This is a genomic window from Bacillus sp. FSL R7-0166 (genome assembly GCF_038008935.1).
GTDB classification, from domain to species: domain Bacteria; phylum Bacillota; class Bacilli; order Bacillales; family Bacillaceae; genus Bacillus; species Bacillus altitudinis.
Genome location: NZ_JBBPAC010000001.1, coordinates 2,382,022 through 2,394,918, shown reverse-complemented (window position 1 = coordinate 2,394,918; position 12,897 = coordinate 2,382,022). Strand labels below are relative to the sequence as shown.

General features: G+C 42.6%; 14 protein-coding genes and 1 other annotated feature (1 of these 15 only partly in view). Of the genes, 9 read left to right on the top strand and 5 right to left on the bottom strand.

The window, feature by feature from the left end:
- Window positions 1-23: 23 nt before the first annotated feature.
- Window positions 24-1,289, bottom strand: coding sequence for a replication-associated recombination protein A (locus tag NST01_RS12365; protein ID WP_008342715.1), 1,266 nt, complete (start codon window positions 1,287-1,289; stop codon window positions 24-26).
- A gap of 206 nt (window positions 1,290-1,495) precedes the next feature.
- Between NST01_RS12365 and cymR the strand changes: the two genes are divergently transcribed.
- The 8 genes from cymR to NST01_RS12325 all read left to right on the top strand — a co-directional run bounded on the left by cymR (window position 1,496) and on the right by NST01_RS12325 (window position 8,509).
- Window positions 1,496-1,915 carry a cysteine metabolism transcriptional regulator CymR gene (cymR, locus tag NST01_RS12360; RefSeq protein WP_008342713.1) on the top strand — a complete coding sequence of 140 codons (420 nt, stop codon included), beginning with the start codon at window positions 1,496-1,498 and terminating at the stop codon, window positions 1,913-1,915.
- Between the two features lie 18 nt (window positions 1,916-1,933).
- Window positions 1,934-3,076, top strand: coding sequence for a cysteine desulfurase family protein (locus NST01_RS12355; RefSeq protein WP_035390962.1), 1,143 nt, complete (start codon window positions 1,934-1,936; stop codon window positions 3,074-3,076).
- A 94-nt stretch (window positions 3,077-3,170) separates the two neighbouring features.
- Entirely contained in the window at window positions 3,171-4,289 is a 1,119-nt protein-coding gene (gene mnmA / locus NST01_RS12350; protein ID WP_017358109.1) for a tRNA 2-thiouridine(34) synthase MnmA, read from the top strand.
- A gap of 61 nt (window positions 4,290-4,350) precedes the next feature.
- Complete coding sequence (locus tag NST01_RS12345) at window positions 4,351-5,004, top strand: tetratricopeptide repeat protein (RefSeq protein WP_008342707.1); 654 nt, start codon at window positions 4,351-4,353, stop codon at window positions 5,002-5,004.
- A 19-nt stretch (window positions 5,005-5,023) separates the two neighbouring features.
- Window positions 5,024-7,408 carry an SF1B family DNA helicase RecD2 gene (recD2, locus tag NST01_RS12340; RefSeq protein ID WP_035390959.1) on the top strand — a complete coding sequence of 795 codons (2,385 nt, stop codon included), beginning with the start codon at window positions 5,024-5,026 and terminating at the stop codon, window positions 7,406-7,408.
- A gap of 285 nt (window positions 7,409-7,693) precedes the next feature.
- Window positions 7,694-8,152: a PRC-barrel domain-containing protein gene (locus NST01_RS12335; RefSeq protein ID WP_008342703.1), complete on the top strand. Its 459-nt coding sequence runs from the start codon at window positions 7,694-7,696 to the stop codon at window positions 8,150-8,152.
- A 13-nt stretch (window positions 8,153-8,165) separates the two neighbouring features.
- Window positions 8,166-8,357 carry a hypothetical protein gene (locus NST01_RS12330; protein ID WP_003216308.1) on the top strand — a complete coding sequence of 64 codons (192 nt, stop codon included), beginning with the start codon at window positions 8,166-8,168 and terminating at the stop codon, window positions 8,355-8,357.
- Between the two features lie 20 nt (window positions 8,358-8,377).
- Window positions 8,378-8,509 carry a YrzQ family protein gene (locus NST01_RS12325; RefSeq protein ID WP_008342695.1) on the top strand — a complete coding sequence of 44 codons (132 nt, stop codon included), beginning with the start codon at window positions 8,378-8,380 and terminating at the stop codon, window positions 8,507-8,509.
- A 38-nt stretch (window positions 8,510-8,547) separates the two neighbouring features.
- Here the strand turns inward: NST01_RS12325 and NST01_RS12320 are convergent, their stop codons facing one another.
- From NST01_RS12320 to NST01_RS12305, 4 genes are all read right to left on the bottom strand, one after another.
- Window positions 8,548-9,198: an amino acid ABC transporter permease gene (locus tag NST01_RS12320; protein WP_017367699.1), complete on the bottom strand. Its 651-nt coding sequence runs from the start codon at window positions 9,196-9,198 to the stop codon at window positions 8,548-8,550.
- A gap of 15 nt (window positions 9,199-9,213) precedes the next feature.
- A complete protein-coding gene (locus tag NST01_RS12315) occupies window positions 9,214-9,867 on the bottom strand; it encodes an amino acid ABC transporter permease (RefSeq protein WP_007501460.1) in 654 nt (217 codons plus the stop codon).
- 80 nt (window positions 9,868-9,947) lie between these two features.
- A complete protein-coding gene (locus NST01_RS12310) occupies window positions 9,948-10,757 on the bottom strand; it encodes a transporter substrate-binding domain-containing protein (RefSeq protein ID WP_008342689.1) in 810 nt (269 codons plus the stop codon).
- 14 nt (window positions 10,758-10,771) lie between these two features.
- Entirely contained in the window at window positions 10,772-11,500 is a 729-nt protein-coding gene (locus tag NST01_RS12305; protein ID WP_007501456.1) for an amino acid ABC transporter ATP-binding protein, read from the bottom strand.
- A gap of 225 nt (window positions 11,501-11,725) precedes the next feature.
- On the opposite strand from NST01_RS12305, the gene NST01_RS12300 reads away from it, so the two are divergent.
- Window positions 11,726-12,790, top strand: coding sequence for an AI-2E family transporter (locus NST01_RS12300; RefSeq protein WP_048003312.1), 1,065 nt, complete (start codon window positions 11,726-11,728; stop codon window positions 12,788-12,790).
- Between the two features lie 43 nt (window positions 12,791-12,833).
- Window positions 12,834-12,897 (top strand) — a binding site (T-box leader); it runs 144 nt beyond the window's last position.

Genomic DNA, 12,897 nt, shown 5'->3' with positions numbered 1-12,897 from the left:
CTGCTTAGAGCAGGGGGCTTTTTTTATTTTTGCCGTCTTAAATTTTCGTACACTTGCTTTAGTGCACCTTCAAATTTTCCAGTTTGCTTTGGTTCATAATATTGCTTGTTTTTCAGCGGGTCAGGTAAATATTGCTGCTTCACCCAGCCATTTTCATAATCGTGCGGATATAAGTAATCGGCGCCTCTTCCAAGTGCTGCTGCCCCTTTATAGTGGGCATCTTTTAAATGAACGGGAACTTCACCAATTTTCCCCGTGCGAATATCATGCAATGCCGCATCAATCGCTTGGTAAGCGGAGTTTGACTTTGGAGAAAGACACAGTTCAATCACGGCATTAGCGAGTGGAATTCGTGCTTCTGGGAAACCAACTCTCTCAGCTGTTTGAACAGCGCTTAACACACGTGGCCCTGCCTGCGGACTGGCTAAGCCAATATCTTCATAAGCCATCACAAGTAATCGTCTCGAAATGCTTTCAAGGTCTCCCGCTTCAATGAGTCTTGCAAGGTAATGTAGCGCAGCATCTGCGTCAGATCCTCTGATGGATTTTTGAAAAGCCGAGAGGACATCATAATGGGCATCACCGTTTTTATCATGCGAGAAGCTCTTTTTTTGTAAACATTCTTCTGCTGCAGCTAGAGTGATCGTGATCTGTCCAGATTCATCCGCTTTTGTCGATAAGACGGCTAGTTCAAGCGCATTTAAAGCGGAACGCACATCTCCTCCGCATCCATTTGCAAAATGATTCATTGCCTCCTCATCAACTTTGACCGAATAACCGCCAAGCCCGCGATGTTCATCCTGTAAAGCTCGAGATAATGCAGCTTTGATTTGCTCTGTTTCCAGCGGCTTCAGCTCAAATATTTGTGTCCGGCTACGGATGGCTGGGTTGATCGCATGATACGGATTAGCTGTTGTCGCGCCAATTAAAATGATCATGCCATTTTCTAAATACGGAAGAAGGAAATCCTGCTTCCCTTTATCGAGTCTGTGGACTTCGTCTAAAATCAAGATGACTTGACCACTCATTTTCGCTTCAGCGGCGACAGCTTCCATATCTTTTTTGTTATGAATCACCGCATTCAATGTACGGAAGGCAATGCTTGTACTGCCAGCGATTGCAGTGGCAATGGATGTTTTGCCGATTCCCGGCGGTCCGTATAAAATCATCGAGGACAAATGTTTTGCCTCGACCATTCGTCTAATAATTTGACCTTCTCCAACGAGATGCTCCTGCCCAATAATGTCTCCAATATGACTTGGGCGCATCCGATACGCTAAAGGTTTCATGATTATCTCTCCTAAAGCAATGTCTTGTTTGTATAGAGTACCGAAATTTCTTCAAATAGAAAAGGGATGCGTCCTCGTTTTGAGCTCAGAACCCGCAAATGAAAGTTGGCTAAAAGTATGATATAATTGCTTTTGGTCTATATAAGCGTATATGAAATCAGAAAAAAATTGATGACATAGAAATAGAAAACGCAGAGGTGTTTAACTTGAAAATTTCTACTAAAGGCAGATATGGTCTGACGATCATGATCGAATTAGCCAAAAAACATGGCGAAGGCCCTACATCATTAAAATCAATCGCTCAAAACAATGATTTGTCTGAGCATTATTTAGAGCAGCTTGTATCACCACTTCGCAATGCTCGTCTTGTGAAAAGTATCCGCGGAGCGTATGGTGGCTATGTGCTTGCCCATGAGCCAAACGAGATTACAGCCGGTGATATTATTCGAGTATTAGAAGGACCTATTAGTCCTGTTGAAGTGATCGAAAACGAAGAGCCAGCAAAGCGTGCACTTTGGATTCGTATTCGTGATGCAGTAAAAGACGTACTAGACAATACAACTCTTGAAGACTTGGCAAGCTATAAAGATGACGAGGATCAAGAGGCGTATATGTTCTATATTTAGATCAGAGGTGTACCGGAAATGGAACGTATCTATTTAGATCATGCAGCCACAACGCCGATGGATCAGCGAATTGTGGACAAGATGATGCCTTACTTTACAGAGATATTTGGCAATCCCTCTAGTATTCATTCATATGGACGCGAGGCAAGAAAGTGGCTCGATGAAGCAAGGGAAGTCATTGCAGGAGAATTACACTGTAAGCAGCAGGAGATCATCCTCACAAGCGGGGGAACAGAGGCAGACAACTTGGCCATTACAGGTGTGGCAATGGCAAGGCAGCATGAAGGAAAACATATCATCACAACAAAAACTGAGCATCATGCAGTGCTGCATACATGCGAACGCTTAGAGAAGCTTGGTTTTGATGTGACGTATTTAGATGTGGATCACACTGGATTGATTCATCTTGATCAATTAAAACAAGCATTAAGAGACGATACAATTCTGGTGACCATCATGTACGGCAATAATGAAACAGGTGTGATCCAGCCAATCAAAGAAATTGGTCAACTTTTGCATGATCACGCTGCTCATTTTCATACAGACGCTGTACAGGCATTTGGGACAATATCAATTGATGTCACAGAACTTCATATCGACCTCTTATCTGCGTCCGGTCATAAACTAAATGGCCCGATGGGAACTGGTTTTTTATACGTGAATGAGCGTGTGAAACTTTCTCCGCAGCTATTTGGAGGAGAACAAGAAAGAAAACGCCGTGCTGGCACTGAAAATGTGGCGGGCATCATTGGGCTTGCAGAAGCAGTTCAATTAACAAAGCAAAATAGAAGAGAAAAAGCAGTGCATTATGGTAAGCTCAAAGAAGCGATGCTGCAAGTATTCGAAGAGGAATCACTCAATTTCTCTATCAATGGACATCCGAAAGAGACATTGCCGCATATTTTAAATGTCCACTTCCCGGGCGTTTCCATTGAATCGTTACTTGTGAACTTAGATATGGAAGGGATTGCTGTTTCAAGCGGGTCAGCATGTACGGCTGGATCTGTCCTTCCTTCGCACGTATTAAGCGCCATGTATGGTGAAGAAGCAAAAGAGCTGACATCCTCAGTCAGAATAAGCTTCGGTCTTGGAAATGAAGAGGAACATGTGAAGCAGGCGGCTCGTAAGATAGCGGCTGTCGTGAAACGCCTAGCCAAATAAATGCTCCCTTTTGTTCGTGTGTGAAAAATGAAACAGCTAGGCACCTGAAGAACGAAACGCGCACGTTGTTTCATTGAAATTGGAGTTGATGAAGATGACAAAAAGACCTGAAGACACAAGAGTTGTGGTCGGTATGTCCGGAGGCGTCGATTCATCAGTTGCTGCGCTCATGCTAAAGGAGCAAGGCTATGATGTGATCGGCATATTTATGAAAAACTGGGATGACACAGATGAAAATGGTGTATGTACAGCAACGGAGGACTATGAGGATGTCATTCGTGTTTGTAACCAGATTGGAATCCCATATTATGCAGTGAATTTCGAGAAACAGTATTGGGACAAAGTGTTTCAATATTTTCTTGATGAATATAAAGCAGGCAGAACGCCGAACCCAGATGTCATGTGTAATAAAGAAATTAAGTTCAAAGCATTTCTTGAGCATGCATTGTCGCTTGGAGCGGATTATTTGGCAACAGGCCACTATGCCCGTGTCGACAGAACCGGCGATGAAGTCAAAATGCTAAGAGGTCTTGATATAAACAAAGACCAAACTTATTTCTTGAATCAGCTGACTCAAGAACAACTTGATAAAGTGTTGTTCCCAATCGGCGATTTAGAGAAAAAAAGAGTGCGTGAATTAGCGAAAGAAGCAGAGCTCGCAACAGCAACGAAAAAAGATTCTACGGGCATCTGCTTTATTGGGGAAAGAAACTTTAAAACGTTCCTTAGCCAATATTTGCCTGCACAGCCCGGTGTGATGCAGACAATGGACGGAGAAGTAAAAGGTGAACATGATGGACTGATGTATTACACGATCGGTCAACGCCAAGGACTTGGCATTGGCGGAAGCGGTGATCCGTGGTTCGTTGTTGGGAAGGACTTAGAGAAAAATATCTTATTTGTTGAACAAGGCTTCCACAATCCGCTTTTATACTCTGAAAGTATTTCAGCTGTTAACATCAGCTGGACTCGTCCTCATATTGTCGGCGAAAACGGTGAACTCACATGCACAGCAAAATTCCGATACCGTCAAGAAGACCATCATGTAAAAGTCAAAATGACAGGTGAGCAGGAAGCAATGGTGATCTTTGATGAACCCGTTCGTGCTGTCACTCCAGGACAAGCTGTTGTTTTTTATGATGGCGAAGAATGTCTTGGCGGCGGGACCATTGACGATGTCTTTAAAGATGGCCAAAAGCTGTCGTATGTGTAACATGTGTTAAAAACCTCAACGTCGCTGTTGAGGTTTTTTAATGAAAGGATGAAGAGAGCGAATGAATCATAACGAAATCGGTATTGAAGCTTTAAATCAAGGGAACATCGAACAGGCAGCTGAAGCTTTTACGAAAGCCATTGAAGAAAGCCCAAAGGACCCGGTTCCATATATTAACTTTGCGAATTTACTTTCAAGTGTTCATGAATTTGAACGTGCATTGAACTTCTTTCAAAAAGCCATTGAACTTGATCATACAGCAGCTGCAGCTTATTATGGGGCAGGAAATGTCTACACGATGAAAGAAGACTTTATGAAAGCGAAAGACTATTTTGAGCAAGCGCTACAAGCTGGAATGGAAAACAGTGATTTGTTTTATATGTTAGGGCAGACACTGATGAAATTAGAGCAGCCAAAGCTTGCGATGCCTTATCTTCAGCGTGCAGTTGAGCTAAACGAAGAAGATAACGAAGCAAGATTTCAATTTGGCATGTGCTTAGCGAATGAACATCTGCTGGAGGAAGCGGTCGCAGTCTTTACTGAAGTGATTACGCGAGATCCGCAGCATGCAGACGCCTTTTATAATGCAGGCGTTGCGTATGCGTATTTAGAAAAAAAAGATGAAGCGCTTGAAATGCTAGGAAAAGCCATTGACGTGCAACCTGATCATATGCTTGCATTGCATGCGCAAAAGCTGATTCAAGAGGCAGAATAACCGGAAGGAGGGAAGACCTGTGCAGGAACATCCAGATCAAATGAAGCTTGAAGATGAACCATTTTTAAAAGGGACGGTTCAAGCCGTTATTTTCCATAACGAAAGTAATTTATACTCGGTGTTAAAAGTAAAAGTCATTGAAACATCAGAGAATTTAGAGGAAAAAACAGCATCTGTCACAGGGTACTTCCCAGCGCTTCATGAGGAGGAAACCTACACCTTCTATGGCAAGGTCACAAGTCATCCGAAGTTTGGCGAGCAGTTTCAAGCCACTCATTTTCAAAAGGAAGTCCCTACAACAAAGCAAGGCATCATTCATTATCTCTCTAGTGACTTGTTTGAAGGGATTGGAAAAAAGACAGCGGAAGAAATCGTCGGCAAGCTAGGCAATCAGACGCTTCATCAAATTATGCGTGATCCGTCTGTTTTGTATGACGTCCCTCGCCTGTCAAAAAAGAAGGCTGATAAGCTGGCTGCCGCACTTCAGGAGCATCAAGGGCTTGAGCAAATTATGATCAGCCTGAATCAATATGGCTTTGGTCCTCAGCTTAGTATGAAGATTTACCAAGCGTACGAGAGTGAAACGTTGCAGAAAATTGAAGAAAACCCTTATCAGCTCGTCAAAGACGTCGAGGGGATTGGATTTATTAAAGCAGATGAACTCGGCGCTAGAACAGGGATATCTGGAAATGATCCAGAACGCATTCGTGCAGCCCTTTTGTATACCGTTGAGACAGCAAGCCTGCAAGACGGTCATACGTACATACAAACGAAAGATCTGATCATCGAAACCCGTAAATTGCTGAATCAAACAGGCAATGACTACAAAGTGACTGAAATGGACGTTGCCAATCAGATCATTGCACTTGGTGAAGGGAAAGACATGATCATTGAAGATGATCGCTGTTATCATCCGTCGCTCTTTTATGCGGAGCAAAGTGTGGCAAAACGTATTCAAAAAATTGTCTCTCAAACAGAATATGCAGATCAATTTCCTGAATCAGAATTTCTGCTTGCACTCGGTGAACTGGAGGAACGGCTTGGTGTCCAGTATGCACCAACCCAAAAAGAAGCCATTCAAAAGGCACTCATGTCTCCAATGCTGCTTCTAACAGGCGGACCGGGTACAGGGAAAACGACGGTCATTAAAGGGATTGTCGAGCTTTACAGCGATCTTCACGGCGTATCTCTTGACCCGGGTGATTATAAAAAAGATGAAGCATTTCCGTTCGTGCTTGCCGCACCAACTGGACGTGCTGCGAAACGAATGACAGAATCCACTGGACTTCCTGCTGTGACCATTCACCGGTTGCTAGGCTGGAATGGATCAGAAGGCTTCTCACATGATGAAGACCAGCCGATTGAAGGAAAGCTTGTTATCATTGATGAATCGAGTATGCTGGATATTTGGCTGGCGAACCATTTGTTTAAGGCGATCCCAGATCATATTCAAGTCATTATGGTTGGAGACGAACATCAACTTCCATCTGTCGGGCCTGGTCAAGTGTTAAGAGACCTGCTTGCGTCACAAGCTATACCGGCAGTTACATTAACTGATATTTACCGGCAGGCAGACGGTTCAACAATTGTTGAGCTTGCGCATGATATGAAAAATGGTGTTTTGCCAAAGGATATTACTGCACGCTCGAAGGATCGATCCTTTATTCAATGCTCTAGTGACCAAATGAAAGAAGTCATCGAGAAAGTGGTCAGCAATGCTGCTCAAAAGGGTTATTCAGCAAAGGACATTCAAGTGCTTGCCCCGATGTATAAAGGAAAAGCAGGCATTAATGAACTGAATAAAATGCTCCAGCAAATTTTGAATCCTAAAAAGCCAAAAGGAAGAGAAATTCCATTTGGTGATGTCGTCTACCGGACAGGTGATAAGGTACTTCAGCTTGTCAATCAGCCCGAGAATAACATTTTTAATGGAGATATTGGCGAAATTGTCTCGATCTTTTATGCGAAAGAAAACACGGAAAAAGAAGATATGGCGGTCATCTCCTTTGATGGAAACGAAATCACGTTTACGAAAAAAGATTTTCATCAATTTACACACGCTTATTGTTGCTCGATTCATAAATCCCAGGGCAGTGAATTCCCAATCGTGGTGCTGCCAGTCGTGAGAAGTTATTATCGAATGCTTCGAAGAAATTTGCTTTACACTGCCATTACACGAAGTAAAAAGTTTTTAATTTTGTGCGGTGAGGAATCAGCATTAGAGTGGGGCGTAAAAAATAATGAAGACTCCCTCAGACAAACGTCTTTAACCATGCGTCTTACTGAAACGGAAGAAGTCATGGATGCTGAGCTAGCAGCCCTCCAAAAAGAACTTCCTTTCAGCGTACACGATGCCAATATTGGCATGGAGGGAATCACTCCGTTTGATTTTATGCAAGAGTAAATGGCTTCCATGGAAGCCATCATATTGTTAAACAAAGGGCTAAAATGAACTTGATTTTAGCCCTTTGTTTTTTTCAGCGTGAAAGAAAACCTTTGCAGCCCTAAGAAGGACGAGTACTGGCGCGGAGCGAATTTGACATTCGTGAGCACCAGCACGCAGGACTGACAAAGAATGCGAGGGTTTGTCTACACGCTGATGGCTTCCTTCATGGAAGCCATTTCTTCGTATGAGTCATAGAGGAAACGCACACGATAAGACTGTTCCGAAAAGGTGGTTGATCACATTTTGAGAACATGTCGAGAGCTTGAAGGACTGACGATCTATACAGACGAGCTGTCTTATTCACTTGGGGCGATCAAAGATATTTGCTTTTTAGCCGGCGGCAGCTGCGGGGGATATGTTTTAGATGGGAAAAAGAAAGACTGTGCTTTCATTCCATTCTCAGCTGGCGACAAACTGACAGACAAAGGTCTATATGTGAGCTGCCAGAAGGGCATCGAGATAGATACCACCGCCCCATCCTTTTTCTTTTCGAAATTAAAAAAGAAAATGATCCGTACGCCAGATGGTGAAACATTAGGTGTTTTGGAAGATGTATACTTTTGCATGAATTCGGGCACAATCGTAGCATATGAACTCTCGGACGGCTTCTTTACAGAGCTATCAGGGATTCGAAAGCAGCTGCATGCTGCCGGAACCTTGATGGATGTTCAAAAGGAAGCACTTGTTCTAAACCGAACGTAAAGAGGTGCTGAATATGCTCATTTGCCCAAATTGCAAATGTAAAGACATCGGAAAAATTGGGGTCAATCAATATTATTGCTGGGGCTGTTTTATTGAATTGACACTGTCAAAAGGCAAAATATCTACTCACCAAGTGGAGGAAGACGGTACACTAAGCAGTTTAGACGACCTGTTTAGTGACGATGAACGTTCAATTCAACTATAAGTGTTAAGGGGGAATTTCGAATGGGCAAAATGACTTCTTCACTATTAACGCTTGGTGCAGGTGCACTCGCATATCACTTTGCAAGTCGATATGATATGCCATCTAAGCGGGATATGAAAAAGATGAGAAAACGAGTTATGCGAATGCTTTAAACAAAAAGGGACATCCACCATGAGCGGATGTCCTGTTTTTATGCCTGCCTGTACTCTAATCTCCGTGCAAGTAAGGACAAGCTGAAGTTAACAACAAAATACATCATGGCCGCCAAGAGGAAAATAGGAAGTAAATAAGATTGGCTTTGACCATTTAAAATCTGCGCGTGATGCAATAACTCTGGAAGGGCAATCACAACGGCAAGCGATGTATCTTTTAAAAGAGAAATAAATTGACTGACAATCGGCGGTACCATTCGGCGTAACGCCTGTGGCATGATAATCATTTTTAATGTTTGAATATACGTTAAACCAGAGGATCTGGCCGCTTCGATTTGTCCCTTATCAATTGATTTTAACCCACTGCGAATGATTTCTGACAGCATGGCGGATTCAAACACGGTTAAAGCCGCAATGGCAGAGGCCGTGATGCTCAGCTTAATACCAATTTCAGGCAGGGCGAAATACGTAAAAAAGATGATCAGCAAAAGCGGTAGGTTCCGAACAGTTTCAACAATGACCGCAAGCACCTTTGATAAAATAGGGATTTGTGCGAACCTCAATGTGCCAACGACTAATCCGATGATAAAGCTTAAAATGATGGAGATAAAAGCCACTTTTAAGGTGACAGCAAATCCTTCAAGTAAAAAGGCGAGATGATCGGGCTGGTAGGCACCTATAAAATCCATTGTGTTTCCTCCTTTCTAGTGGCTTCGGGCTAATCTTTTTTCTAAATAACCAACGCCTAGACTAAGCGGAATGGTCAATAGAAGATAGAACATGGCAACAAAAATGTATACATCAAATGTCACAAACGTTCTCGAAGCGATAAGGTCTCCTTGGTACATCAGATCAAACCCTGCAATGACACCTAAAATAGACGAGTTTTTCACAAGGTTGATAAATTGATTCCCAAGTGGTGGAATGACAATTTTGATGGCCTGCGGCAGAATAATATATCGCATCGTTCCGCCATAGGACAGACCAGAAGCTCTAGCTGCCTCCATTTGTCCAAGCGGTACAGCTTGTATACCTGCACGAATGGCTTCAGCGATAAAAGCAGACGTATAAATGGAGAGGGCAATGGTTCCTGCTGTAAAGCCATCTGCCACAATGCCAAGTACCGGTAAACCAAAAAAGAACACAAAGGTGATCAATAATAACGGAATATTCCGAATAAATTCCACGTAAGCCGTCCCTAACCAGTTGAGCGGCCTTAGTGGCGCAATTCTCATAATGGCAATGAGTGTACCGATGAAAAAGCTTCCAATCAACGCAATGACACTTGCACCAATCGTATATTTAAACCCTTCTAAATAAAGATGGAAGTTCTCAGTTAAAATGGAAAACCGCAGCAATCAGTTCACTTCCTTCCTAATCAACAGAGGAGCCGGCAAGCGGCTCTCCTGAGGGTGTTGAGGTTGATCGAGTCAATTGATTATTCTTTGATCCATTTTTTATGAATCTTGTCATACTCTCCATTGTCTTTTAATGCCTTTAACGCTTTATTAATGGCTTCTGTCAATTCTTCATCGCCTTTTTTCACAGCGATGCCATAAGGCTCATCGGTAAATGTTCCACCAACGACTTCATAATTTGAATCTTCGTCTGCCATGCCAAATAAAATTGCATTATCAGTTGTCAGAACTTGCCCTTGATTTGATTTTAAGGCTGTAAAGGCTTCTTGGTAATTTTCAAATTCTAAAACGGATGCTTCTGGTGCCTTTTCGCGAATGTTTTGAGAAGAAGTGGACCCTTTCACTGCAAGCACCTTCGTACCTTTTTTAAGATCATCAATCGATTGAATGTCGCTGCCTTTTTTCACAAGCAGTGATTGTCCTGCTTCAAAGTATACGTCTGAGAAATTGACCTCTTTTTTACGCTCTTCTGTGATCGTCATTGTGGCAACAATGGCATGAATATCTCCTTTTTGCAGTAAAGGAATTCTTGTTTTAGATGTCACTTCTTTAAATTCTGCTTTTCCTTCATCACCGAGCATTTCTTTAGTGATCGCTTTTGCGATATCGATATCAAACCCTTCAATATCCCCGCTACTAGGATTTTTTAGACCAAATAAACGAGTATCGTTTTTCACACCGAAAACGATTTTTTTGTCTTTCTTAATGGCTTCTAATGAGCTGCCTTGTTTTGCATCGGTTGAGCCTTTCTCGGCAGAGCCGCAGGCAGCGAGAGCGATCATACAGCAAGTCATCAACAGTAATAGGCCAAAGCGTTTCATTTTTTTCATCAAATTCATTCCCCCTAGTGATTTAAAATACGGCTTAAAAAGAGCTGAGCGCGTTTCTCGCGCGGTTTTTCATAAAAGGCAGCTGGTGTAGATTCTTCAAGAATTCTTCCTTCATCAATAAACACAATACGGTCTGCGACTTCACGGGCAAAACCCATCTCGTGCGTGACAACGACCATTGTCATCCCTTCCCTAGCCAGCTGTTTCATCACATCTAGCACCTCACCGATCATCTCTGGATCAAGAGCTGATGTTGGTTCATCGAAAAGCATGACCTCAGGCTTCATTGCAAGTCCCCTTGCGATTGCCACACGCTGCTGTTGTCCTCCTGAGAGTCTAGAAGGGTAGGTGTCTGCTTTTTCAGGAATGCCAACTTTATTTAAATAAAATTCAGCTGTTTCCTTTGCTTCTTCTTTGCTCACTTTTTTAACCTTCATCGGCGCAAGCATAATGTTTTCAAGCACCGTCTTATGCGGATAAAGATGGAAGTGCTGAAACACCATCCCGATATTTTGCCTGATGAGATTGATGTTGGTTTTCGGATGCTGAACAGACACTTGATTGACAAGGACTTTTCCTTCATCAATGCTTTCAAGACGATTGATACACCTGAGCATCGTGCTTTTTCCAGATCCTGAAGGACCGATGATCACAACAACCTCACCTTTTTGAATATGTAGGTTAATGTCCTTAAGTACATGGAACTGGCCGTAATGCTTGTTGACTTCTTCGAATGTGATCATGAAGAACCTCCTCTTCTAATGATTGAGCTAAAGCGGATTCTAGCATAAATGAGGCGAAAATAAGAAAATAATGGAATATTTTCTAACGAGATTTTTACAGCAAACAGTGACTTTGGATGGAGCCGTATGTTTCATGTGTATTCATTTTTAACAAAGTTAGGACAAATTTTATTTACATGGATAATTGCAGAAGTTGGTTAAACAATAAGAAGAGAGGTGAAAAAGGTGAAGAAACGTCCGATCGAGTTTCTAATATATGCTGCAGGTGTACTGCTTGTCCTTGCGTCTTTACTCATTTTGGTTCAGCTCGACGAGTTATGGATGCCTATTTTTTTATTGCTCAAAGCGATTTTGATCCCGCTTCTTATCGCTATTTTTATTTCTTATCTTCTTTATCCAATTGTTGAAAGACTACATAAGCGAGGTTTGCCAAGGACGGTCAGTCTCTTATTGATATATGTGCTGTTTTTTGGCGGCATTGGTTTGGCTGTGTATAAAGGGGCACCGGTTTTAATCGCTCAGTTAAATGAATTGTCGGAGCAAATTCCCATGCTTGCCGAAACGTATAATGGTGCTTTATCACATGTTCATCGTCATACAAGCCACTGGCCTGATGGACTGCATGAACGGCTGGATCGTTTTATTGTCCAATCTGAGACGTATGCCGCAAATGGGGCAGAGCGGATGATTCTTAGCTGTAAAGTATTGCTTGATTACGCCTTAGTTGCTGCACTTATTCCTTTTCTTGTCTTTTATATGGTGAAAGATATGAACACGATGAAGCGGGCAGCATGGTATTTAACCCCGCCAAGCTTTCGAAAAAGGGGACATGCCTTTGTGAAAGCAGTGGATGACTCACTTGGGGATTATATTAGAGGGCAATTGCTTGTCTGTTCTTTAATTGGAGGTGCTGCTGCCATTGTTCTTTGGCTGTTTCATATTCCATATCCGCTTGTACTAGGTATGTTAATCGGTGCAACGAATGTCATTCCGTATTTTGGCCCGATTATTGGAGCGATCCCAGCTGTCTTTATCGCTTTTACCATCTCAGTGAAGTCAGTGATCATTGTGCTAATTACAGTAGCCGTGCTTCAATTTTTAGAAAGCAATGTACTGAGTCCGATCATTGTCGGGAGAAGCCTGCATATGCATCCTGTCGTGATCATGCTGGTGTTACTCGCTGGAGGGGAGCTGTTTGGCTTGATTGGAATGATTTTAGCCGTACCGTCCGCAGCCATTATGAGGGTCATTATTGTGCAATATATTCACATGAGACGAAGCGTTCATTGACAAGACGAGCCGAGTTGTCTATAATAATTTCGATTCATACATATTGAATTCAATGACGGACCCGAGTACGTTAAAAAGCTGTTGCAGAGAGAGGCTTTGTTTGCTGA

Excerpts from the sequence above, each read along its gene's own strand:
- NST01_RS12365 (WP_008342715.1), bottom strand. The coding sequence starts at position 1,289 with ATGAAACCTTTAGCGTATCGGATGCGCCCAAGTCATATTGGAGACATT.
- NST01_RS12355 (WP_035390962.1), top strand. The coding sequence starts at position 1,934 with ATGGAACGTATCTATTTAGATCATGCAGCCACAACGCCGATGGATCAG.
- mnmA (WP_017358109.1), top strand. The coding sequence starts at position 3,171 with ATGACAAAAAGACCTGAAGACACAAGAGTTGTGGTCGGTATGTCCGGA.
- NST01_RS12345 (WP_008342707.1), top strand. The coding sequence starts at position 4,351 with ATGAATCATAACGAAATCGGTATTGAAGCTTTAAATCAAGGGAACATC.
- NST01_RS12330 (WP_003216308.1), top strand. The coding sequence starts at position 8,166 with ATGCTCATTTGCCCAAATTGCAAATGTAAAGACATCGGAAAAATTGGG.
- NST01_RS12325 (WP_008342695.1), top strand. The coding sequence starts at position 8,378 with ATGGGCAAAATGACTTCTTCACTATTAACGCTTGGTGCAGGTGCACTC.
- NST01_RS12320 (WP_017367699.1), bottom strand. The coding sequence starts at position 9,198 with ATGGATTTTATAGGTGCCTACCAGCCCGATCATCTCGCCTTTTTACTT.
- NST01_RS12310 (WP_008342689.1), bottom strand. The coding sequence starts at position 10,757 with ATGAAAAAAATGAAACGCTTTGGCCTATTACTGTTGATGACTTGCTGT.
- NST01_RS12305 (WP_007501456.1), bottom strand. The coding sequence starts at position 11,500 with ATGATCACATTCGAAGAAGTCAACAAGCATTACGGCCAGTTCCATGTA.